20 protein-coding genes are annotated in these 22,179 nt (G+C 62.1%); 14 read left to right on the forward strand and 6 right to left on the reverse strand.

Going from position 1 to position 22,179, the window contains the following annotated elements:
* Positions 1-5: 5 nt before the first annotated feature.
* The 3 genes from AD665_RS25400 to AD665_RS25410 all read left to right on the forward strand — a co-directional run bounded on the left by AD665_RS25400 (position 6) and on the right by AD665_RS25410 (position 3,420).
* Positions 6-935 carry an alpha/beta fold hydrolase gene (locus AD665_RS25400; protein WP_024780996.1) on the forward strand — a complete coding sequence of 310 codons (930 nt, stop codon included), beginning with the start codon at positions 6-8 and terminating at the stop codon, positions 933-935.
* 131 nt (positions 936-1,066) lie between these two features.
* Positions 1,067-2,443, forward strand: coding sequence for a 2-oxoadipate dioxygenase/decarboxylase HglS (gene hglS / locus AD665_RS25405; protein WP_024780995.1), 1,377 nt, complete (start codon positions 1,067-1,069; stop codon positions 2,441-2,443).
* A 458-nt stretch (positions 2,444-2,901) separates the two neighbouring features.
* Entirely contained in the window at positions 2,902-3,420 is a 519-nt protein-coding gene (locus tag AD665_RS25410) for an Hcp family type VI secretion system effector (protein ID WP_024780994.1), read from the forward strand.
* A gap of 370 nt (positions 3,421-3,790) precedes the next feature.
* Here the strand turns inward: AD665_RS25410 and AD665_RS25415 are convergent, their stop codons facing one another.
* From AD665_RS25415 to AD665_RS25435, 5 genes are all read right to left on the reverse strand, one after another.
* Positions 3,791-4,003 carry a hypothetical protein gene (locus AD665_RS25415; RefSeq protein ID WP_024780993.1) on the reverse strand — a complete coding sequence of 71 codons (213 nt, stop codon included), beginning with the start codon at positions 4,001-4,003 and terminating at the stop codon, positions 3,791-3,793.
* A 30-nt stretch (positions 4,004-4,033) separates the two neighbouring features.
* Positions 4,034-4,276 carry a hypothetical protein gene (locus AD665_RS25420; RefSeq protein WP_053194304.1) on the reverse strand — a complete coding sequence of 81 codons (243 nt, stop codon included), beginning with the start codon at positions 4,274-4,276 and terminating at the stop codon, positions 4,034-4,036.
* A gap of 75 nt (positions 4,277-4,351) precedes the next feature.
* Positions 4,352-5,422: a lipocalin-like domain-containing protein gene (locus AD665_RS25425; RefSeq protein WP_053194305.1), complete on the reverse strand. Its 1,071-nt coding sequence runs from the start codon at positions 5,420-5,422 to the stop codon at positions 4,352-4,354.
* Positions 5,419-7,893, reverse strand: coding sequence for an ABC transporter permease (locus AD665_RS25430; protein WP_053194306.1), 2,475 nt, complete (start codon positions 7,891-7,893; stop codon positions 5,419-5,421). The genes AD665_RS25425 and AD665_RS25430 overlap by 4 nt, the downstream gene beginning before the upstream one ends.
* Positions 7,890-8,558: an ABC transporter ATP-binding protein gene (locus AD665_RS25435; RefSeq protein ID WP_053194307.1), complete on the reverse strand. Its 669-nt coding sequence runs from the start codon at positions 8,556-8,558 to the stop codon at positions 7,890-7,892. The genes AD665_RS25430 and AD665_RS25435 overlap by 4 nt, the downstream gene beginning before the upstream one ends.
* 47 nt (positions 8,559-8,605) lie before the next feature.
* On the opposite strand from AD665_RS25435, the gene AD665_RS27490 reads away from it, so the two are divergent.
* A complete protein-coding gene (locus AD665_RS27490) occupies positions 8,606-8,926 on the forward strand; it encodes a hypothetical protein (protein ID WP_053194308.1) in 321 nt (106 codons plus the stop codon).
* A 142-nt stretch (positions 8,927-9,068) separates the two neighbouring features.
* Here AD665_RS27490 and AD665_RS25445 read toward each other — a convergent pair whose 3' ends face one another.
* Positions 9,069-10,766, reverse strand: a complete 1,698-nt coding sequence (locus AD665_RS25445) for a sulfatase-like hydrolase/transferase (protein ID WP_024780987.1) — start codon at positions 10,764-10,766, stop codon at positions 9,069-9,071.
* A gap of 379 nt (positions 10,767-11,145) precedes the next feature.
* Here AD665_RS25445 and AD665_RS25450 point away from each other — a divergent pair, with 379 nt between their 5' ends.
* The 10 genes from AD665_RS25450 to AD665_RS25495 are packed head-to-tail and all read left to right on the forward strand — an operon-like array spanning position 11,146 to position 22,168.
* Complete coding sequence (locus AD665_RS25450; protein WP_024780986.1) at positions 11,146-12,510, forward strand: UDP-glucose dehydrogenase family protein; 1,365 nt, start codon at positions 11,146-11,148, stop codon at positions 12,508-12,510.
* Positions 12,507-13,577: an NAD-dependent epimerase gene (locus AD665_RS25455; protein WP_024780985.1), complete on the forward strand. Its 1,071-nt coding sequence runs from the start codon at positions 12,507-12,509 to the stop codon at positions 13,575-13,577. The genes AD665_RS25450 and AD665_RS25455 overlap by 4 nt, the downstream gene beginning before the upstream one ends.
* Entirely contained in the window at positions 13,574-14,317 is a 744-nt protein-coding gene (locus tag AD665_RS25460; protein WP_024780984.1) for a sugar transferase, read from the forward strand. Before AD665_RS25455 ends, AD665_RS25460 begins: the two co-directional genes overlap by 4 nt.
* Positions 14,318-14,962 (forward strand): CpsD/CapB family tyrosine-protein kinase, encoded by a 645-nt coding sequence (locus tag AD665_RS25465; protein WP_024780983.1) that lies wholly within the window; start codon positions 14,318-14,320, stop codon positions 14,960-14,962. It begins immediately after the preceding gene.
* A 20-nt stretch (positions 14,963-14,982) separates the two neighbouring features.
* A complete protein-coding gene (locus tag AD665_RS25470; protein WP_024780982.1) occupies positions 14,983-16,008 on the forward strand; it encodes a polysaccharide biosynthesis/export family protein in 1,026 nt (341 codons plus the stop codon).
* 15 nt (positions 16,009-16,023) lie between these two features.
* Entirely contained in the window at positions 16,024-17,616 is a 1,593-nt protein-coding gene (locus tag AD665_RS25475; protein ID WP_024780981.1) for a GumC family protein, read from the forward strand.
* The gene (locus AD665_RS25480) at positions 17,613-18,716 is read left to right on the forward strand and encodes a glycosyltransferase family 4 protein (protein WP_024780980.1); all 1,104 of its coding nucleotides are present in this window, start codon (positions 17,613-17,615) and stop codon (positions 18,714-18,716) included. Before AD665_RS25475 ends, AD665_RS25480 begins: the two co-directional genes overlap by 4 nt.
* Complete coding sequence (locus AD665_RS25485; protein ID WP_024780979.1) at positions 18,713-20,083, forward strand: O-antigen ligase family protein; 1,371 nt, start codon at positions 18,713-18,715, stop codon at positions 20,081-20,083. The genes AD665_RS25480 and AD665_RS25485 overlap by 4 nt, the downstream gene beginning before the upstream one ends.
* A complete protein-coding gene (locus AD665_RS25490) occupies positions 20,080-21,039 on the forward strand; it encodes a glycosyltransferase (RefSeq protein WP_053194309.1) in 960 nt (319 codons plus the stop codon). The genes AD665_RS25485 and AD665_RS25490 overlap by 4 nt, the downstream gene beginning before the upstream one ends.
* The gene (locus AD665_RS25495) at positions 21,032-22,168 is read left to right on the forward strand and encodes a glycosyltransferase family 2 protein (protein ID WP_053194310.1); all 1,137 of its coding nucleotides are present in this window, start codon (positions 21,032-21,034) and stop codon (positions 22,166-22,168) included. Before AD665_RS25490 ends, AD665_RS25495 begins: the two co-directional genes overlap by 8 nt.
* Positions 22,169-22,179: the final 11 nt, after the last annotated feature.

Below are 22,179 nucleotides of genomic sequence, written 5' to 3' on the forward strand. Positions count from 1 at the left end.
AAGGCATGCTGTTGTTGTGGGTGATCCTCGCTGTATTCGTTGTCTGGAGCTGGCTGACCTATCCGAGCATCGGCCAGGTGCTGTTCGACCTGAGCATGGCCGTGGAAACGCGTCTTTCCCGGTTGCACAAGATCACCGTGCCCATCAGCGAAATGACGGTGTCGACCCTGCAAGGCGGACCTTACGAAGCGTCCGGCTGCATCCTGATGCTGCATGGCTACAGTGCCGACAAGAACCTCTGGCTGCGGTTCGCCCGGCCCTTCGTCCGTGACTACCGGGTGCTGATCCCCGACCTGCCCGGCCATGGTGAAACCGGCTTCAAGGCCGGCGGCAGATATGACATTCCGACCCAGGCCCGACGGGTGATCGAGTTGCTCGATGCCTGTGGCCTGGACAAGGTTCATGTGATCGGCAACTCCATGGGCGGTTACCTGGCAGCCTGGCTGGCAGCCACTTCGCCTGAGCGCGTGCTGACCCTGGCGCTGCTCAATCCGGCCGGCGTCACGTCTCCCCAGCCCAGTGACATGGAGCGCCAGGTGGCCGCCGGCCGGAACCCATCCCTCATGCGTTCGCGCAGTGACTTTCCACCGTTCTATGCGATGACCATGGACTCACCGCCCTGGGTACCGAAGGTGGTATTGGCGGCGGTGGCCGATAAATATGTCAGGTGCCGGGAAGAATTGGCGGAGATCTACGCGGACTTTAACGCCAGCCCGCCGATGGAGCCGCGTCTGGTCGACATCCAAGCCCCGTCGCTGCTGCTCTGGGGCCACCAGGACCGGATGATCGACGTCAGCTGCGTGCCGGTGTGGAGCAAGGGCATCGCCGATCTGCGGGTGGAAATCTGGGACGGGCTCGGCCACCTGCCGCCCATAGAAAAACCGGAACGGACAGCGGCGTTGTATCGGGGGTTTCTCAAGGGGTTGGGACAGTGAACGTCCTGTGGGATCAGTCCCTGGCAGAATGAAGTCCTGAAGATTCTTCGTTTGCGGGGGCTGGAGAAGGCTGCGATCTTTCGTTCCACTTTCATTCCCAATTCCCACAGCCCAAACCAGGAATTCTCACCATGAGTTTCGTCAGTCCCGACCTGATCCGCCAACGCTTCTCCAGGGCGATGTCCGACATGTACCGCGACGAAGTGCCCCTGTACGGCACACTGATGAATCTGGTGGAACAGACCAATGCCCAGGTGCTGGTCAACGACCCACAACTGGCCGAACACCTGGACAACACCGGCGAACGCGAGCGCCTGGACCTCGAGCGCCACGGCGCAATCCGCGTCGGCACCGCTGCGGAGTTGGCGACCTTGAGCCGGCTGTTCGCGGTCATGGGCATGCAGCCGGTGGGCTATTACGACCTCACGCCTGCCGGGGTACCGGTGCACTCCACAGCCTTTCGCGCCGTGCATGAAAGCGCCCTGCAGGTCAGCCCGTTCCGGGTGTTCACCTCGTTGCTGCGCCTGGAACTGATCGACAACCCCGAGCTGCGGGCGTTTGCCGAATCGGTGTTGGCTGAACGGCAGATCTTTACGCCCAAGGCCCTTGAGTTCATCGAGTTGGCTGAACGCCAGGGCGGACTGACGCTAGCCCAGGCAGACGACTTCGTCCTACAGGCCCTGGAAACGTTTCGCTGGCACCACAGCGCCACCGTCACCGCCGAACAGTACCGTCAACTCAGTGCCCAGCACCGGCTGATCGCTGACGTGGTGGCCTTCAAGGGCCCGCACATCAATCACCTGACACCGCGTACCCTGGACATCGACATTGTCCAGGCGCAGATGCCCGTGCATGGCATCACCCCCAAAGCGGTGATTGAAGGCCCGCCCCGTCGCCAATGCCCGATCCTGCTGCGCCAGACCAGTTTCAAGGCACTCGACGAGCCTGTCGCGTTCACTGACCAGCCGCATGCCCAAGGCAGTCACAGCGCCCGCTTTGGTGAAATCGAACAACGGGGCGCCGCCCTCACGCCCAAGGGCCGTGCGCTCTACGATCAGTTGCTGAACGCGGCGCGGGATGCCTTGGGGGAGTTTCCCAACGAGGCCAACGCTGCGCGCTACAACACCTTGATGACCGAACACTTTGCGCCGTTCCCGGACAGCCACGATGAGTTGCGTCGACAGGCACTGGCGTACTTCCGCTACTTCGTGACGCAAAAGGGCCTGGCCGCCAAAGGCACCCTTGAGCCATCGACGACGCTGGAGCAATTGGTTCAACAGCAATACCTGCGCGCCGAACCGCTGGTGTATGAAGATTTCCTGCCGGTCAGCGCCGCCGGTATCTTCCAGTCGAACCTCGGCGATGACGCCCAGAGTCATTACGCCGGACAATCCAATCGCCAGGCCTTCGAAGCGGCGTTGGGACGAACGACGATCGATGAGCTGGGGCTGTACGCCGAGACGCAACAGCGCTCCATTGATGAGTGCAGGATGGCGTTGGGTTTGTAGGCGCGCGGGTTCCTGCACATGCCTGGAAAGATTCCATGCCGGGAACTGATCTGTGGCGAGGGGATAAATCCCCTCGCCACAAGAGTTTATGGCGCTTTTATTTCTCTGAGCTGACCCGCATCAGGCTGCTGCGCAGGCCGGTGGGAGTGTCTCTGCCACAAGACCGGGACTGGCAAAAAATGCACACCTGCTTTCGCCATGAAACCCATCAATCGAGTCGTTGTGTCTATGCTCACGGGCTCACAACCGTTGCGCAAGAAACTGCGCGGCACTGCGCAGGCCGTTGCGCACATCCTGTCCAAATAGCCGGATAAAGACTCGACAGCCTTCCTATAAAAGCAACTAACCAATTGAAATAAGAGTACTTTTTTAAAAATGGCATAGCTCTTGATAACCCTTCCGGCACCTCGGACGATCCCGTCCGGGGTTCTTTAGTTATCCAGCAAGGAGAGCATCCATTGGCTACCCCCGCGTACATGTCCATCGAAGGCACCAAACAAGGTCTGATCACTGCCGGCGCGTTTACTGCCGACTCGGTGGGCAACACCTATCAGGAGGGTCATGAAGACCAGGTCATGGTGCAGGGTTTCCAGCATCAGGTCATCATTCCGCGCGATCCGCAGTCCGGCCAGCCAACCGGTCAGCGCGTGCATAAACCGCTGGTCATTACCAAGGTCTTCGACAAGGCTTCGCCGCTGCTGCTGGCAGCCCTGACCTGCGGTGAACGCCTGACCAAGGTTGAAATCCAGTGGTACCGCACTTCAGCTGCCGGCACCCAGGAGCACTACTACACCACCACACTGGAAGACGCGATCATCGTCGATATCAAGGACTACATGCTCAACTGCCAGGACCCGGCAAATGCGCACTTCACCCATCTGGAAGATGTACATTTCACCTATCGCAAGATTACTTGGACTCACGAAGTCAGCGGAACGTCGGGCTCCGATGATTGGCGCACGCCGGTTGCCGGTTAATACCGGGACAGCCGTTCAGGCATCGGCCGGCGCTGCTGGTCGATGTGCGTAAACCAAGAGGGATGTTTCAGGCGGTGTTCGCCCAGTGCTTCGGCCTCGGCATTCCATGCACTGGTAAAGAGCCAGACACTGGGCGAACGGGCTCAATAATAGTGGAACTTTCAAGCCCTGTCCGCCTCACGGCTATAAATAATTATTCACTTCTGGATTATTTAAATGCCAGAACTCACTTGCTCATTCAATTAATCGTTTGACTGAGTTTCAGAACTTGGACCCTGTCAGCATCTATACAACTTGTTACACAATTGTAAAATCCAGTACAACCATCACCCGATAAACATGTAATGCGTCACAAAAAACCTGACAATAGTTATACATCGCCCTTTCTATTGGATCGATATGAGGGGGTGGCGTCATGGCGTCCGGATTTTTGCGCATCGGTCTCTCCCGCTCCGGGGTTCCCTTCCTGCTGCTTGCGCTTGGCCGGGTCGTTCGGGCGCAGGGCATCGTTATCGCGTTCCACTTCGCCGGGCAGCGCCGGCTCATCGGGGTTGTGTGTGGTGTGATCGGGGATGTTCATCATGGCTGCTCCTGGGGTGTTCGGGCTCGCTCATCAGGCATCGGGGTCGGCAACTTCTTCGGCGACGTTGGCATCCGGGGACCGCTGGTGGAGCTGTTCGGCCCGGGTCTTGAGCTCTTGCCATTGCGCCAGGTCGATAGCCCCTTGACCGAACAGGTCGTTGGCCATCTGCATCAACTCGGTGAAATGGGCATCGGGTGACTGCTGCCAATAGGCATTGTCGTCGAACAGTCGTTGCCAATCGGTCAGCGACGGGGGTTTGAGGTCATCGCTCATGACGGGCTCCTGTTAGGCCTTGTCCGGGCATTCATAACGTATGAGGGAGCCGCTCCCCGGGAGTTCCGACGAGTCTCAATAACCGGTCATTTCCAGGTAACCGCTGCCGCCATGACTACCGCTCACCTGCACCGGCCCTTCCCAATAGGGAATGCGCAGGGCCATCCAGGCATTGGGGTTCAGGGCGCGGGTGGTGATCTCGACCTGCTTGCCGGGGATCTTGATGGACCAGCGAACCGGCATCGAGCGTCCGGCGACCTGGGCCGTGTCCAGCGGCACCAGCTCGATGTCGGCGGCGTGCAGGGGTTGCGCCTTGCCCTGGGCATCAATCCAGGTGCCGGTGAGATACGGCGACCCTTCCTTGTGCCGCATGCGGTAGAGCATCACCTGCTCGCCACTGTCCAGGTGCAGGGAGAACCAGTCCCATCCGGTCTGGTTGGCGGTCAGCGGTTGGCTGCTCCATTCGCGATCAAGCCAGGCCGGACCACTGACGGTATAGCGCTGACCATCGATCTCCAACTGACCACTGGCCTGGAAGAACGGTTGGCTGTAATAGTACGACGCCTGTCCCTGTTCGGATTTCTGGCTGAAACCCTTGTCGCCCTGCAATACCAGTGGACGGGTCGACGTGAGCCGCAGCTCATAGCGAAAGTGTGGATCGCGGGCCTTCAGTTGCATGTCGGCCAACGGGTCGGTGCCGCTCGCTTGGGTCGTGAATTGCCAATCGTCGATCCAGGCCTCGAAGGGCACTGCCCGCACCCCGGCCTGCCCCACTCCGCCCCGTGCGTAGCGCTCGGCGGCATGATGGACCGTCGCAGAAGTGACCGCGGCATGACCGAGCCAGATCGTTTGGTTACGCCAGCCATCTGCCTGGGAGCCGCCGCTCAGAGCGTTGCGAAACAGTGTCCATTGCACGCCAAATTCACGCCCCTCGGCATCCTTGAGATTGGCCGTGACATACCACCATTCGATGCGATACCCCTGGTGAACGCCGTGATCCGCCGGAAAGCCGAATACCCGTCCCGGCACTACCGGGGCAAAGGCGACGGCCTCGCCACCCAGGCCGGCAAAGCCTTTTTGCGACTCCGGCGGATTGTCACAGCCGCCGAGCAGCGCCAGCAGCATCAGGCCGATTCTGATTTTCATGAGCGATCTTCCTGAGAAAAGCGCCTCAGCAGATCCCCAGGCTGGGTGCGGTACAAGGCGTACAACGGCCAGGCGGACGCCAGCAACGTGGCGAACATCGCCAACGCCAGCAATTGCGCCAGTTGCAGAGGGAACACCCGCAATGGCAAGCGCCAACCGAACGCCTGCACATTGATCACCGCATCCAGGCACCAGGCCAGGGCTACGCCCAGCGGCACGGCCAACACCAGGGTCAACAGCGACAGCAACCAGGTCTGGCCGAGGTTGAGCCACATCAGTTGCCGACGTGTCACGCCCAGCGCCCACAGCGGTGCCAACTGGCCGAGACGACTCTGACTCTGGGTCAGCAGGCTGATAAACAGCGCCACCCCGGCCACGGCCAGCGTCAGGCCATTAAGCGCGGCGGTGGCGGCAAAGGTGCGTTCGAACACCTGGGTCGACCAGCCCTTGAGCCGGGCCTGATCGACGATCCGGCTGTCGTCCAGGTCGAATCGACTTTGCAGCGCCCCCAACAACATAGGCATGGCGGATGGCTCGATCCGCAGATTGAAGCGATACGGCGTCAGTTGCGGCCAGTGGGCGAGCAGGTGGTCGGCGTTGACCAGTACGTGCCCCTTGGGATTGCCATAGTCGGCGTAGATCCCGACGATACGCGGCGTCCATGGCCCCTGCGGGGTCGGCAGGGTCAGTTGATCGCCAACCCGAACCTTGAGGCGGCGGGCCAACTGTTCGCTGAGCATCAGGGTGTCGGCGGCGGCCAGTTGCTCCCAGGGTCTGTCGGAAGACTCCAACAGCGGCCAATGCTGGCGATACAGCGGGTGGTCGATGACGCCGAAGACCTCTGTCGGCCAGCCTTGCAACGGCACCGAAACCTGCCAGTTGGGCAGTATGGCGGTCACCGTCGTTTGCTGTTTGAGCCAGGCGTGCAGCTCGCCAGCCTGGGCCGGGGTCTGCGGGCTGACGTACAGTTCGGCGGTCAGGCGTTGTTCGAGCCAGTGGGTGAAGGTCTGGCGGAAACCTGCGGTCATGCTGCCGGCACCGATGTTCGCCGCCAACGCCAGCAGCAAGGCCATCAACGCCAGGCTCAATGTTGGCAGTTGTTGCCGGCAGTCGGCGAGAAACCATTGCCCGAGCACTGAACGGCTGCGACGCAGCAACAGGTTCAACGCTCGATTGAGCAACACGGGCAAGGCCAGGGCCGCGCTCAGCAGCAAGGCCGTCATCAGGACAAAACCGCTGGCCAGGCTGTCGCCCCGGATCAATGCAAACACGGCAATCAGCGCCGCCAGTGTCGCCACCCAGCCCTGACGGCGCAGCCAGCGTGCATGGGCCAGGTGCCAGGCCTGGGGGTTGGCCAGCGCCAGCAGCGGCAAGCGCGCCGCCCGCAGCAAACTGTCGGCGCCCGCCAGCAACGCGCCGAGCAGGCTCAGGCCAACACCGCTCAGCCACCACCACGGGCTGAGATTCAAATGCCCGGCCACCTCGGCGCCGTACAACCCTCGCAGGCTTGCAGCGACATCCGGCAACAGCAAGCTCGCCAGCCAATAGCCGCTCAGTACCCCGGCAACCCCACCCAACAAAGCCAGTGCCCCCAGCTCGATAACCAGGCTGGTGACCAGCATCCGTGCACTGACGCCGCATGCTCGCAGGGTTCGCAGCAAACTGCGGCGTTGCTCCAGAGCCAGGCCGATAGCTGCGTGAACAATGAACAATCCCACCACAAACGACAGGAAACCCAGGGCGTCGAGGTTCAGGTGAAAACTTTCGGTCAGGCGCGACAGGTTGTTTTCTTCATCGGCGCGCTTGAATTGCAGCCGGCCATTGAACGCCTCCGGCAACGCCGCGGTGAACGTGGCGGGCAGCAACAATCGCGACAACCGGTCCGGCTGCCCGAGCACCTGTTGGGCGAAGCCGATGTCCATCAATAACATGCCCGGCGCCATGTCCACCTGGGTGTGCAGGGGCGGCAAGGCGCGTCCATCGGCGGTCAGAGGCCGGTCGCCCTCGCCCAGTCCCAAAGCTTGCAGGGTCTGCGGGGCGATCCAGGTGCGGCCGGGCTCCGTGAAAAACGCCACCAACTCGCTCATCTCCCGCGCCTGCCCCGCCAGCGCCGCACCGGGGGGCAGCGACACCGGTTCGATGCCCATCAGTTGCAGGCGCTGGTCTTCATGCCCCTTGAGCGTCACCCTGGACTGCAACACCGGCGACACCGGCCAACCCTGGCGACGCAGATCGATAAACCATTGCTGGGGGAAAGTAGCGCCGCCGGGGGCACTGAGGCTGGCCTGGGGTTCGCCGCCAATGAGCCGGCTAGCCCGGGCGTAGCTGTCCCGGGCCTGGCTGTTCAAGGCTTGCACACCGGTCAGCAGGCTGGTGGCGAGCCAGAGCCCGGTCAACACGCTGAAAAATTGCACCGGATGCAAACGCCAATGACTGAGCAAGGCCTTGAGGGTCTGGCGAAAGATCATCATTCCTGAGCCATCTGCGCCAGCCGCCCGCCGTGCAACACCACGCGCTCAGCCAGACGGGCCGCCACCCGTGGGCTGTGAGTGACCATCAGCAGGCTCGTAGAACTGCCGTCCAACAGTTCCAGCAGCAGGTCCAGCACCTCGTCGCTGGTGGCTTCGTCGAGGCTGCCGGTGGGCTCGTCGGCCAGCAGCAAAGGCGGACGCGAAGCCAGCGCCCGGCCCAGGGCAACCCGCTGCTGCTGGCCGCCGGAAAGCTGTTCGGGATAACGTCGCAGCAGGTCCTCAAGACCGAGTCGTTGTATCAGATGGCTCTGCCAGGCAGCGTCATGGCGACCACACAATCGCGCCTGGAACGCCAGATTGTCCGCCACCGACAAGCTGCTGATGAGGTTGAACTGCTGGAACACCAGGCCGATTTCCGTTCGCCGCCAACTGGCCAACTGGCTTTCACCCATGCCATCGAGCCGGTACTCGCCACTGCGGATGCTGCCGCGATCGACCTTGTCCAGCCCGGCGACCAAGTGCAGCAAGGTACTTTTGCCACTGCCGGACTCCCCCATCAGCGCCAGGCTGCTGCCCGGCGCCAGGGTCAGGTCGACGCCTTGCAGCACCGGCAGCGGGCCCTGAGGAGTGACGTAGCTTTTGAACACATCGCGGACTTCAAGCATGGAAAGGCTCGGATGAGACACAGTGAGGCTCAGGATAACGGAGTTGAATGCCGCAATCAGTCATCCACGCCGTTTACATTGAACCTCCCTGCAAACTGAACCACCGCTATCGCGAGCAAGCCCGCTCCCACAAGGGATTGGCGGTGGGCATGGATGGTGTGTCCACCCAAGATCAGGGGGTGGGAGCGAGCCTGCTCGCGATGGCGGCGACACCGGCAAATCGATGCAAGCTGATCCACCGCTATCGCGAGCAGGCTCGCTCCCACAGGGGATTGGCGGTGGGCATGGATGGTGTGTCCACCCCGGATCAGGGTGGGAGCGGGCTTGCTCGCGAAGACGACATCACATTCGACATCGACGCAAGCTGACCCACCGCTTTCGCGAGCAGGCTCGCTCCCACAGGGGATTGGTGGTAGGCATGGAGGGTGTGTCCACCCCGGATCAGGGTGGGAGCGAGCCTGCTCGCGATGGCGGCGGCACAGTCAACATCTATGCAAGCTGACCCACCCTTCAGTGCCCTGCTGCCATCTCAGCCTGGGCCGGTTTGGGGGTCACGATGCTGTTCAGGTCAATGTGTTTCCAGGCCGGTTCTGCTCCCAGGCGTGCATTGAATCGGTAGTTGAAGGTGAAGTCGTCTTCGGTCGGTTGGTCCAGGGCTTTCCCATACAGGGCTTGCACCCCCTCACGCTCATAACCCATCAGCCGTAACAGCGTCGGAAAGATGTTGTAGTGGCTGGAGCGGTCCTTGTTCCTGGCCCAGGTCTCGCGCCAATCGAGCGTGTGCAGGTTACTACCCTGGATCACCACCAACGGCACCAGCCCCTCTTCTTCCACCGGGTCCCCGCCGCAATGGGTGTTGAGCCCCGGGTTGCCCCGTTCATGCAGGTCCTGGCCATGGTCTGAGGTGTAGATCAGCACGGCATTGGCCAAGGCCGCCTGGCTGAAGATCCGCCGGAAAAACTCGCCAACATTCCACAGCAGTGTGTTCTGGTAGGCGTTGCGGTAGAGCACCCAGTCGTCCTTCTGGCCATTGAAACCGTCACGCCGGCCCGTGTCCGCCACGTCCTGATACTGCCCTCGCGGCAAGGCGGGGCGGTAGCTCATGAAATCATCGGGGTACTTGTCGTGCACCGGGAAATGCGCGCCGACCTTGTTGATGACCACCAGTTCCGGCTGGTCATCGCCCAGCAACTCGATCAACTTGTCCGCCGCTGCCATGTCGCGGTCGCGCACACTGATCTGGTCGAACTGGACGAACACATCGATGTCCTTTTTCTCCAGATCGGTCATCAGGTTCTGCAGGTTGCCGCCCGTGCGCTGGGCGTCGATGTAGACGGTGCGCAAGCCCGCGCCCTTGGCGTACTGCCAGATCGAAGGCTGGGTGCTGTTGATACGCACGTAGTCGGCGCGAGTGCCACCATAGCGCAGGGTAACGTTGGTGTCGGCGCTGCAATTGGCAATGGATGCCGCGTAGCCGAAATTGAAAATATCCACCCCGGGCGGCGGCGTCTTGAGCCCGGTGTGCACTCCCGACGGCGTGTTGATGTCCAGGTAGTTGCCGGAGATGCTTTCATCGATGATCAGTACGATGTCATGCCCGATCGGCGGCGTTTGCCGCACCAGGCGCACCGACTCCCGGGGACCGACTGTGTTGTGCAACGCCTCATAGACGAACAGATTCAAATAGGCCAACGGCGTGTACATCACCGGTAGACCACGGGCGCCCTCACCTGCCCGCACGAAGAGTACGCCGCTGAGCAACAACACGCCCAGCAGCGGCGCGGTAATAGGGAGATAACCGGGCAACGGTATCCGCCGGCGAGGCTTGAGGCCGATCCCCAACAGCAGCAAAAGCCCGGCAACCGCCGCGTGGATGATCACCCCACGATATTGCCAGGCCGCCTCCTGGATAAAACCACCGGAGTACACCTGCGACACGAACTGGCTATAGGTCAGGTAACTGTCGGTTACCCGGGTGTACGCCTCGAAGAACACCGCCGACACAAACATCGCCAACGCGAACAGATGCCGCACGAAGGTCTGGCGGATATACGCAGTCATCCACAACGCCACCACCAACGCCACGAACATCGCGCCGAACAGCACCGTCGCAAAGCCAAAACCCAGCGCAGCCAGACGGTCAAGGTAATAGTCATATCCCCTGATCAGGTACAGCGCCAGCAGCAGTTCCTTGAGGTATCGGGCCATGTCTTTCTCGACGCAATCGTGACGTTTGCAAAAAGCTCTGTCCCTGGACACTAGCAGCGGCTTTCCAAAGCGCAAGAAGGCAATGAATCAAACATGCGTCAAAAAAAAGTTAGCCCAAAAATGACACGAAAATCCCTAAAAAAAATGAAAAACCTATGGATAAATACCGTTCATCGATTTTTTTGACGCGCATTAAAGCCTTTAAAACAGGCACTTTTCCAAGACTGTCAATAACTTGATATCAAAATGCCCGACTCTTTCTAGTTTTGCCAACAGTGACAACTGTCATTTTGCTGACACGCTTTTCTGAGGCTGCGCTATACCCCCCTAAACAGTTTCATCCGAGTTACATAACCAGCAATCTACGAGGCACGCCAGAATGGACGTGAGCGTATTTGGAACGGGGTACGTGGGGCTCATCCAAGCGGCAGCATTGGCCGATGTCGGACACCGTGTGTTGTGCATCGACATCGACCCGAACAAGATCCGGCAACTGCAGCAAGCGGTCCCCCCGATCAGCGAACCGGGGCTCTCCGGATTGCTCGAAGACAACATCAAGGCCGGGCGCCTGTCGTTCAGTTCCCAGGCCAGCGATGCGGTCAACCATGGCGAACTCATTTTCATCGCCGTCGGCACCCCCGCCGATGAAGACGGCTCGGCAGACCTGAGCCATGTACTGGCGGTGACCCGGCAGATTGCCGACTTCATGGACAGCGATCGCACCCTGATCATCAAGTCCACCGTGCCCGTGGGCACCGCCGACAAGGTCGCCGAATGCGCCCGCCAGGCGCTGGCCCGGCGGGGTCTGAAACGGCTGAACGTGCGAGTGGTGTCGAACCCCGAGTTTCTCAAGGAAGGCAGCGCCCTGGCCGACTGCATGCGCCCGGACCGGATCATCGTCGGCACCGCCGATACCGTGGCACGCGACCAGATGAGCGAGCTCTACGCCCCCTTCTGCCGCAACCACGAAAAGCTGATGTTCATGGATAACCGCAGCGCCGAACTGACCAAGTACGCCGCCAATGCCATGCTCGCCACCCGTATCAGTTTCATGAACGAACTGGCCAACCTCACCGAACGGCTGGGCGCCGACATCGAAGCGGTGCGCAAGGGCATCGGTTCGGACCCGCGTATCGGCTATCACTTCATTTATCCCGGCTGCGGCTTCGGCGGCTCGTGCTTCCCCAAGGACCTGCGGGCCCTGCTGCACACCGCCGAACAAAGTGGCATGCCGCTGCACCTGCTGCGCAGCGTCACCGACGTCAACGACCGCCAGCGGCACATTCTGTTCGAGAAGCTCGCCAAACAGTTTTCCGATGGCCTGGCCGGCAAATCGATTGCGGTCTGGGGCTTGGCCTTCAAACCCAACACCGATGACATGCGCGAAGCGCCCAGTCGCTACCTGATGGAAGCCCTGTGGCGCGAAGGCGCCCGGGTCCAGGCCTACGACCCGGAAGCCATGGCTGAATGTCGGCGGCTCTACGGCTACCGCAAGGACCTGAACCTGTGCGCCACTCGCGACGACACCCTGGAAGACGCCGACGCGCTGGTGATCTGCACCGAGTGGAAGAACTTCCGCGTGGTGGATTTCGACCTGCTGGCCAGCAAACTGCGCGCCCGGGTCATCATTGACGGCCGTAACCTGTACAACCCGGACCAACTCGCTGCCGCCGGGCTGCTGTATCGCGGCATCGGGCTACGGCACACCGTGCCGGACGGCTCGGCACCAGGGCCGCAAGCGTGAATATCCTGGTGACCGGCGCGGCCGGTTTCATCGGCGCCCACTGCGTGCGGCGACTGCTGTGCGACGGTCATCGGGTGTGCGGGCTGGACAATTTCAACGACTACTACGACCCCCAGCTCAAGCATGACCGCATCGCCTGGGTGAAGGCCCAGGCCGGTGATTTCCCCCTGGTACGGCTGGACCTGACCGACGCCGGCGCCCTCGATGACCTGTTCCAATCGTACCGCCCGGACGTGGTGATCCACCTCGCTGCACAAGCGGGGGTGCGCTACTCCCTGGAGAACCCACGAGCCTACGTCGACAGCAACCTCACCGGATTCCTGAACATCCTCGAAAGCTGCCGCCGCCATCCGCTCAGGCATCTGATCTACGCCTCTTCCAGCTCGGTGTATGGCGCCAACCCACACACACCTTATTCCGAACAGGACAACGTCGACCATCCGCTGTCGTTGTACGCCGCCAGCAAGAAAGCCAACGAGCTGATGGCCCACAGCTACAGCTACCTGTTCGGCATCCCTTGCACCGGCCTGCGCTTTTTTACCGTGTACGGCCCTTGGGGTCGGCCGGACATGTCGCCGATCCAGTTCGCCCGCGCCATTACCGAGGGCCGGGTGCTGCAGTTGTTCAACCATGGCGAGCACCAGCGTGATTTCACCTACATCGACGACATCGTCGAAAGCATCGCCCGGCTGATCGAACGTCCGCCCCGCGTCACTGCCGCACGGGATGTGGAACCCTCGGACCCGTCCACCAGCCGCGCACCCTGGCGCATCTACAACATCGGCGGGCAGCACCCGGTCGCCCTGCGGACTTACGTCGCGCTGCTGGAAAAACACCTGGGGCTAACCGCCCGTATCGAACTGCTGCCCCTGCAACCGGGTGATGTGCTCAACACCTGCGCCGACGCCAGCGCCCTGGCACGGGCCACCGGCTTCCAGCCATGCATCGAACTGGACGAAGGCCTGGGCCGCTTCATCGACTGGTTCCTCGATTACTACGCGCCGCCTGCTGCCCTCCCGCCGCTCGCGGCTGAACTTGCAGACGAAACCCGGCGGAGGAGTCTATGACCCGACATGAGCAAGTCCTTGCGATCAATCCCCCCAGCGACAAGCGTGTCGACCCCGAACACCGCAGGCGCCTGGACGCGGCTATCCACCGGCAAGGCCGTGGCTGGCTGACCGGCCGCGACGGCGGTCGACCATGGACCGTGTCGCGGACCAACCGGGTGGTTGCCTGTCTGGGCGCCCTGGCGCTTCTGGTACTGCTCTGCCCGTTGTTGCTGGGCCTGGCAGTGCTGGTCAAGTTCTCCAGCCCCGGCCCGGTACTGTTCGTGCAAAAGCGCACCGGCTACCGCGGCCGTGTCTTCGGCATGTACAAGTTCCGCACCATGGTCGCCAATGCCGAGGCCCTCAAGGAGTCGCTGCGCCACCTCAACAAACACGGCGCCGACGCCATCGATTTCAAGATCGACAACGACCCGCGCATCACCCCCATCGGCCGGTTCCTGCGACGCAGCAGCCTCGACGAACTGCCGAACCTGATCAATGTGGTAACCGGCGACATGCGCCTGGTGGGCCCGCGCCCGACCTCGTTCAACGCCTATCGCTACAAGGACAACCATCTTGTGCGCCTGAGCATCTACCCCGGCCTGACCGGCCTGTGGCAGATCTCCGGGCGCAGCAATATCGACTTCGACCAGCGCGTGGAACTGGACCTCAGCTACATCGCCGAGCAGAGCCTGTTGTTGGATTTGAAGATCCTGATGATCACCCCCTTCAAAGTTTTCAGCGGCCACGGAGCGAGTTAAATGGACGGTTCAACGAATATCCTGAACATCGCGAGCCCGAGCGAGACCAACCTGACCTCGACCGTGCTCGACCCTTCCCTGCGGATCCTGCTTCTGACGTCCGCCAACACTGGCACCGGGACCAGCACCAGCGCCATGGCACTGGCCGCTCAACTGGCACAGATGAGCAGCGGTCGTGTACTGCTGGTAGACGCCAGCCACTCACCTCACAACCTCAGCCAGCAACTGGGGCTGCAAAAGGAGCGCGGTTTCAGCGACCTGCTGTTCAACATCCTGACCCCACCGTTATTGCAAGACTGCGTAGTGCAAATCTCCAGCCTGCCCTTCGATGTACTGCCCATCGGTCGTATGGGGCGCAATGCCGAACACTTCAATCCCGAACAGTTGCGACATCTGTTCAGGCACCTGGCGGCGCAGTACCGCTTCGTGGTGATTGACGCCGACGCCGTGTACACGGCCTCCGACACCCTGGTCATGAGTGCCCAGGTGGACGGCGTGGTGCTGGTGGTACGTGGTGAGGACACCCGCTGGGAAGTGGCTCAGGCCGCCCGCCAGCGCTTGGTCCAGGCCGGTGCGAAAGTGGTGGGCAGCGTGTTCAACCGGCGCAAGTACTACATGCCCAAATGGCTCTACAACAACCTGTAAGCGTGCAGAAGGATGACGAGATGAACGCCAAGATACTTGTCCTGCTGTTGCTGCCGCTTGCCGGCTGCTCCAGCACCAGCGATACCCGCTCGATGCCGGTGCAGATTCTCACGGCCGCGCCGGCCAATGCCCAGGCCACCGACATGCCCAAGGTCGAACAGACCCTGCGGCCCCAGGATGTGCTCGATGTGATCTTTCACATCAGCACCACCGGTCCCCAGGCTTATCGCGTGCAACCGGGCGACCAGGTGGCCCTGAATTTCACCGCGGCCAGCCAGCTCAACGGCACGCAACTGGTGATGCCCGACGGCAGCATTGAACTGCCCGGGGCCAACACGTCGGTGAAAATCGCCGGCATGACCACCGACGAAGCGCGCCTGGAGGTACAACGGGCCTATGACCGGAAGATGCTGTTCCAGCCCAATCGCAACCAGTTGACAGTGCTGGTGACCAGCCCGCTGACCAGCGAGACCAACCTCAGGAATACCTTGAGTCACCCGGGCACCGGCATGAGCCGGGAAATCACCGTGGGCAGCGACGGCTATGCGAGCTTTCCGGAAATCGGCTCGGTGCCGCTGCAAGGCATGACCGTCAACCAATTGGAAACCTTCCTCAACGAACGTTACGCCCAACTGCCAGGCCACATGTCCGTCGATGTGCTGCTCAAGTCCACCGCCGGCAACGAGATCTACGTGCTCGGTGAAGTGGCCCAACCGGGCTCCTACCCGATCCGCCGTCCGATCTCGGTGCTCGAGGCACTGACCCTGGCCCGCGGCACGAACGTCAAGGCACGACTCGATTCGGTGGTGATCATGCGCCGCACCGGCAACCAGGTCGAAGCCCGTCACTACGACGTGGAAAAAGCCCTGAGCGGTGATGCCTCGCAAATCGCCTACCTGCAACCGGAAGACATGCTCTTCGTGCCCAAGACCAAGCTTGCCAGCGCTGGCGAACTCGCCAGGCAACTGGCTGACGTGGTGCTGTTCCAGGGCGTGGGGTTCAGCTTCGGCTACCGCGTCGACAACAAAGGCAGCAACAGCAACTGACCCAGGTGATCGATCATGAATCCCAAGGAAAACTATCTGCATGAGTTCTTCAGGATCTTCTTCGCCAACAAGCAGTGGGTGAAGCGCATCTTCCTGATCTTCGCCGTGATTGCCCTGGCGCTGCCATTGATGCTCAAACAGAGCTTCGATATCACTGCCCAAGTGATCGTGCAGTCGAAAAAACTCTCCCAGGGCGACGCCACCACGTCGCTGAACCAGGAAAACGCCACTTTCATTCCACCGTCCCTGGCTGACATGGAAACCGAGAGCAATATCCTGCGTTCGCCGGCGCTGATCCGGCAGACCATCAGCACCCTGCGCGACCAGGGTGAGTACAACCCCAGCCCCGGCATCTTCAACAAATGGGTGAGCGAACCGTTCAAGCGCTACGTCACCACGCCGCTGCGCCAGTACGTGATCAATCCGCTGCGCGATGGCCTGGGGCTGGAGGTCGATCCGGTGCGCGACACCGTGCTCGATACGCTGACTGACGAAGCCGTCGAAAACCTCAAGATCGAGACCCTGCCCGGCTCCAATGTCATATCCATCGTCTACAGCTTCGGTGATCCGCAGCAAGGCACCCGCTTCGTGGCGCAACTGCTGCAGAACTACCTCACCAGCCGCCAGGATCTGCAATCGATCGAGTTGCCGCAGACCTTCTATGAACAGAAGAAAGGCCAATACCAGAATCGCCTCGATGGTCTGGAAGGCACCCGGCTGGCCTTGCTTGAAGGCGTCGGCTCGGCTGATCCCAAGGAGGAAATCACCTTCCGCCTGAACGCCATCAACACTGAAGAGCAAGCCCTGAACCTGTACCAGGATCGCCTGCTGCAAAGCCAACGCTGGCTCGACTACCTCAAGACCAGCCTGGCGGCGGCGAACAGCTCGAAGTTCAGCGACTACACCTTCCCCTTCACCTTCACCACCACGGTGGACAATATCGCCTTCGAGGACCGGGAGATCAGGCAACTGGGCGAACAACTGACCAGCCAGGTCAGCCGCTACATGAACGACCTGGCGATCTTCCAGCCCGGCAGCGAACCGATGCTGCTGGCCCGGGAACAAATCGTGCGCACCCGCCAGCAATTCCTGAAGGTGGTGAACAACCGGATCCAGGAACGCACCACCGACCTGGCGGTGGTCAGCTCGGTGATCAATCAGAAAGTCGAGCGCATCGCCGCATTCAAGGGGCGCATCCACCAGTTGCAGGAAACCCAGAGCAAGCTGCAGCAGATGGATACCGAGATCAACGCACTGCATGCGGCGTTCTCCACCTACGCTCAACGGTTCGCCGAAGCCAGCACCGCCCGCTCCCTGGACAACGACCTGTCCAACGCCCGCGTGCTCAGCCCACCCTTCGAACCGACTGCTGCGGCCTTCCCCAAGCCTATGCTGATTATCCCGTTCGGCCTGTTCAGCGGCCTGTTGCTGGCGATTGCCCTGGTCTACGTGCGTGAGTTCTTCGACCATCGCTTCAAGCACCCAGCGCAGATCAGCCAGCAACTGGATGTCCCAGTGCTGTTGGTGATCAACGAGCAGTCTCCCGACCAGATCAACCCGCACCGCAACTGGAGCCTGCCCAGCCTTGTCCATTGGGTGCGCAATTGAACGCGCCGTTCGGCCCGTCCCACCGCAGCAGCCCCCTGCCGATCATTCATTTGCTCGACAGCGGTGGCTTCTACGGGGCCGAGCGGATGCTGCTCGATCATTGCCTGGCGACCCCGGGACAGCACCAGGTGCTGTTCCTCGCGGCGCCGCCGACCTTGATCGCGCGCTTTCGCCAGGCCGGGGTCGATTGCCATCGCTGTGGGAGTTGGGGCGAGTTGTTGCAGCACTTGCGCCAACGGCGCAGCGAACAACCGCTGCTCAACACCCACAATTTCAAGGGACTGCTGTTCGGCTGGGCCGCCGCCACGCTGCTGCGCCTGCCGCTGGTCATCACCCAGCACGGGTTCACGCCGCGCAGTCCGAAGCAGCGCTTCTACACCTGGCTGAGCCTGCAACTGTGCCGCACGGCATCGGTCAAGCGCGTGGTCTGCGTGGCCGAGAGCATCGCCGTGCTGCACCGCCAGGCCAGCGTGCAGGCAGAGAAACTCGACGTGATCCCCAACGGTTTGCCGACGCCCACGGCACCTGTGGCTCATCGCGACGACGGCCAGCGCTGGCGGGTCGGCTACGTCGGCCGCTTGAGCAGCGAGAAAGGCCCGGACCTGTTCCTCGACGCCATGATCCCCCTGTGCCAACGGCATCCGTCGCTGCACGCGGTGATGCTCGGCGACGGCCCGGAACGCCAGGCCCTGCTCAAACGCATCACCGATGCCGGGCTGCCCACGCGCATCGAGTTGCCCGGTTACCAGACCGACATGAACGCCTGGTGGAGTCGCCTCGACGCATTGGTGATCAGTTCGCGCACCGAAGGCACGCCGATGATCCTGCTCGAAGCCATGCAAGCCGGGGTACCGGTGGTGGCGTTCGGCGTCGGCGGAATTCCCGATGTGGTACAGGACCGTCACAACGGTTTGCTCGCCGCGCCTGCCGACAGCGCCGAACTGGCCCGGCAGATCGAAACGCTGTTCAGCGAACCGCCCCTGGCGCAGATCCTGGCCGATAACGCACGCCGCACCCAACAGGACCGCTACGACCTGCGCACGCTGGCCGAACGCTGGTCGCAGCTCTACATCCGTACGGCACGGGAGGCTCGCCCATGATTGTCCCACTCTCGATCGTCAGCCTGCTGGGGCTGGTTTGCCTGGCCTTGTTGGCCAGCCCCTATCCATTCCTGGCGCCGGGGGCGGTGCTGGGCCTTGTGGGTGTCGCCGTGCTCTATCGCAAACCCGGCTGGGGCCTGCTGGGTATCGCTGCGCTGGTACCGTTCGAAGGGCTGTTCAAGGACAACCCGCTCTCCGGCAGCAAATTCTTCGGCCTGGCACTGATACTGATACTGATGCTGCAACTGGCCCTGCACCAGATTCCGGGCACCCGCCTGCGCAGCAATATCTGGCGGCCGCTGCTCGGTTTCCTGCTGCTGTACGGCCTGAGCCTTTGCCTGTCGGACAGCCTGGAGCTGTCGATGACCCATTTTCGCGAACTGAGCGTGGGCTTGATCCTGTTCGTCATTACCCTGCTGATCGGCCGCGAACTGAACCTCGATATGTTCTGCCGCCTGATGACGCTGAGTGTCACCATCACCTGCGTGCTGGCGATGTTTTCTTCCAAATATCAGGACCAGGGCCGCGCCTCGGGCCTGCTGGAAGACCCGAACACCTTCGCCCTGCTGATCGCCTTTACCGCACCATTGGCATTGCTGCTGGTGGTGCGCGGGCCGAACCTGCTGCACCGGTTGTTCTGGACCGGCTGTTTCATCCTGCTGCTGGGCGGCATGACCAAGACCGAATCGCGCTCGGGGCTGGTGGTGCTCCTGCTCAGCCTGGTGATCGGTCTGTATCACTATCGTGCGCAACTGCCGCGCATCCGTCCAAGGCATCTGGGGTTTGCCATGCTCGGGCTGGCGCTCCTGGTGCCCCTGGCGATCGCCGTGATGCCGGCGGGCTACGTCGCACGTATCCAGTCGTTGAGCATCCTCAGCGCCGGCGCCAATGCCCACAAGGATGAATCCCTCGGTCGGCGAGCCTCGTACATTGTGGTCGGCAGCCAGATGATCCGCGAAAACCCGATACTCGGCAGCGGCCCCGGGACCTTCCCTCTGCACTACGCGCCCACTGGCTACGCCAAAGCGTTCTCGGCCAATCGCAAGTTGGGGGATCTGTATCGCCGGGCCCACAACACCTATCTGGAAATCTTCAGCGAAATCGGCATTCCGGGCGGGCTGATGTTCGTCGGCATGCTGGTCCTGGGCCTGTACAACCTGCTGCATGCCCGCCGGCTCTGGCTGGCACGTCGGGACTGGGTGCAGGCGGATCTGCTGACACACCTGGGCATGAGCTTCCTGTCGCTGATGCTGTTCCTGATGTTCCTCAGTGCACCGAACCATAAGCTGCTGTGGATCATGCTCGCCTTGACCAGTGTGTTGCGCCACGAGGCCGAACAGGCTCCCCTCCAGGAGGCGCGCCCATGAACCGGGTCAGCATCGTGATCCCGATGTACAACGAGGCCCGGCACATCGGCCGTACCTTGCGCGCAGCGCAGGAAGCGGCCCGCCAGGCCCAGCTGGAGTGCGAACTGATCGTGGTGGACAACGGCTCCGACGACCATGGCCCGCGCATCGCCAACGAACTGGGCGCGCGGGTGTTGATCGTGCCCGGTGTGCATATCGGTGCACTGCGCAACCGCGGCGCGGCGGTTGCCCATGGCGACTGGCTGGCGTTCATCGACGCCGACATCGAGATGCCGGCCAACTGGCTCAAGCTGCTGCTGAAACTGGAAGGTCACCAGGGCGATGTATTGGGCCTGGACCTCGACACTCCCTGCCAGGCACCTTGGTTCGCCGAAGCCTGGCAGCGCCGCAGCCAGCGTCCCGGTTCCCATCGCCTGGACCGGGTGCAGTGGCTGCCCAGCGCCAATCTGTTGATGCGTCGGTCGTGGTTCGAGCGGGTCGGCGGCTTCGACGAAACCCTGCGCACCGGCGAGGACAAGGACTTCTCCCTGCGCCTGCGCCAGCTCGACGCGCAACTGTTGCTGGTCAACGAATGCGTAGCCTTGCATTGGGGCTACGAAGGCAGTTGGCGTGAGTGGATGAGCAAGGAACTGTGGCGCCAGGGCAGTCATCTGCAATTGCTGCGCAGCCATGGTCCGAGCTTGCGCCTGCTGCGTTTCCCGATGCTGTCCATCGCGGCCTGGGGCCTGGATCTGCTGGCGCTGGTCGCCTTGCTCCAGGGCCATTTGCACCTGGTGCTGATACTGCTGCTGATCACCTCGCTGCCCCCATTGTTCCTCAGCCTGCGCCAGAGCCGTCGCGACCCGCGCCTGACATTGCAACTGTGGGCCTTGCACGGGGTACGTCTGCACCTGACCGGTGCCGCATTGTTGCTCAACCTCTGTCATTGGAACGTCAGGAGACCTGCCCGTGGCTGAATTCATTTATTGGACCTGCCTGTTGCTGCCGGTGTATGCCTACCTCGGTTACCCCCTGATGCTGAGCCTGCTGACACCACTGTTTCCGGTCCGGCGCTACGGCAAGGCACTGCCGATGGACATCAGTATTGTCATCGCCGCCCACAACGAAGCACGACACATCGAAGACAAACTGCGCACTTTGCTCGCCCAGGATTATCAGGCGCGCTCGCTGCAGATCATCCTCGCCAGCGACGGCTCCAGCGACGACACGGTGGCCTGCGCGCGCAAAGTGATCGATCCGCGCATCACCGTGCTCGACCTGCCCCGCCAGGGCAAGGCCGCGGCCCTCAATACCGGCGTGGCCCACAGCGGCGGCGAGATCCTGGTCTTTACCGACGCCGATAACCAATGGGGTCACGACACTCTCGGTCATTTGCTGGCGCCCCTGGGTGATCCGGAGGTCGGCGCGTGTGCCGGACACATGGAAATCCCCGTGCCGGGCAAGGGCCTGAGCCTGGGCGACAGCTTGTACCGGCACTACGAGGGGTGGCTGCGGCGAGTGGAGAGCCGCACCGACTGCATGGTCTCGGCCGATGGTGCGTTGCTGGCCCTGCGCCGGGAGCTGTTCGAGCCGATTCCGGCCCAGGTCAACGATGATTTTTTCCTCAGCACCTGTGCGCCGGCCGCCGGCAAATCCATCGTCTATGTACCGAAGGCCCGGGTGATCGACCAGGGGGTGGACGAGGCCGACAAGCAGTTTCGTCGTCGCCAGCGGGTCACCGTCGGTGGCTTGCAAAGCCTGGCCCAGCGCCGGGCGCTGCTCAATCCGCTGCGTCATGGTCTGTACGCCATTGGCCTGATCAGCCACAAACTGATCCGCCGCCTGGCGCCGGTGTTGCTGCTGCCGCTGCTGCTCAGCAACCTCTGGTTGTGGAGCGACCAGGGGTTCTATCGCCTGAGCCTGGCAGCCCAAGTGCTCGGCTACGCCATGGCGCTGCTTGGCCTGCTGGACATGCACCACCGCTTGCCTCGGCCCTTTCGCCTGGCGGCGTTCGTGCTGGTGACGCTCGCGGGCATGAGCATCGGCCTGTGGCAGTTCCTGCGGGGCCGGCGCTATAGCCAATGGAATCCCGAGCAGAACCGCTGAGGAGCATGGCC

Origin of the sequence: Pseudomonas corrugata (assembly GCF_001269905.1) — a bacterium.
GTDB lineage: Bacteria > Pseudomonadota > Gammaproteobacteria > Pseudomonadales > Pseudomonadaceae > Aquipseudomonas > Aquipseudomonas corrugata.

What these genes read in the sequence shown, in the direction of transcription:
- AD665_RS25435 (WP_053194307.1), bottom strand. Translation starts at nt 8,558, where the DNA reads ATGCTTGAAGTCCGCGATGTGTTCAAAAGCTACGTCACTCCTCAGGGC.
- AD665_RS25425 (WP_053194305.1), bottom strand. Translation starts at nt 5,422, where the DNA reads ATGAAAATCAGAATCGGCCTGATGCTGCTGGCGCTGCTCGGCGGCTGT.
- AD665_RS25490 (WP_053194309.1), top strand. Translation starts at nt 20,080, where the DNA reads ATGAACCGGGTCAGCATCGTGATCCCGATGTACAACGAGGCCCGGCAC.
- AD665_RS25450 (WP_024780986.1), top strand. Translation starts at nt 11,146, where the DNA reads ATGGACGTGAGCGTATTTGGAACGGGGTACGTGGGGCTCATCCAAGCG.
- hglS (WP_024780995.1), top strand. Translation starts at nt 1,067, where the DNA reads ATGAGTTTCGTCAGTCCCGACCTGATCCGCCAACGCTTCTCCAGGGCG.
- AD665_RS25415 (WP_024780993.1), bottom strand. Translation starts at nt 4,003, where the DNA reads ATGATGAACATCCCCGATCACACCACACACAACCCCGATGAGCCGGCG.
- AD665_RS25465 (WP_024780983.1), top strand. Translation starts at nt 14,318, where the DNA reads ATGGACGGTTCAACGAATATCCTGAACATCGCGAGCCCGAGCGAGACC.
- AD665_RS25420 (WP_053194304.1), bottom strand. Translation starts at nt 4,276, where the DNA reads ATGAGCGATGACCTCAAACCCCCGTCGCTGACCGATTGGCAACGACTG.
- AD665_RS25460 (WP_024780984.1), top strand. Translation starts at nt 13,574, where the DNA reads ATGACCCGACATGAGCAAGTCCTTGCGATCAATCCCCCCAGCGACAAG.
- AD665_RS25400 (WP_024780996.1), top strand. Translation starts at nt 6, where the DNA reads ATGCTGTTGTTGTGGGTGATCCTCGCTGTATTCGTTGTCTGGAGCTGG.
- AD665_RS25470 (WP_024780982.1), top strand. Translation starts at nt 14,983, where the DNA reads ATGAACGCCAAGATACTTGTCCTGCTGTTGCTGCCGCTTGCCGGCTGC.
- AD665_RS25485 (WP_024780979.1), top strand. Translation starts at nt 18,713, where the DNA reads ATGATTGTCCCACTCTCGATCGTCAGCCTGCTGGGGCTGGTTTGCCTG.
- AD665_RS25430 (WP_053194306.1), bottom strand. Translation starts at nt 7,893, where the DNA reads ATGATGATCTTTCGCCAGACCCTCAAGGCCTTGCTCAGTCATTGGCGT.
- AD665_RS25475 (WP_024780981.1), top strand. Translation starts at nt 16,024, where the DNA reads ATGAATCCCAAGGAAAACTATCTGCATGAGTTCTTCAGGATCTTCTTC.
- AD665_RS25445 (WP_024780987.1), bottom strand. Translation starts at nt 10,766, where the DNA reads ATGGCCCGATACCTCAAGGAACTGCTGCTGGCGCTGTACCTGATCAGG.
- AD665_RS27490 (WP_053194308.1), top strand. Translation starts at nt 8,606, where the DNA reads ATGCCGCAATCAGTCATCCACGCCGTTTACATTGAACCTCCCTGCAAA.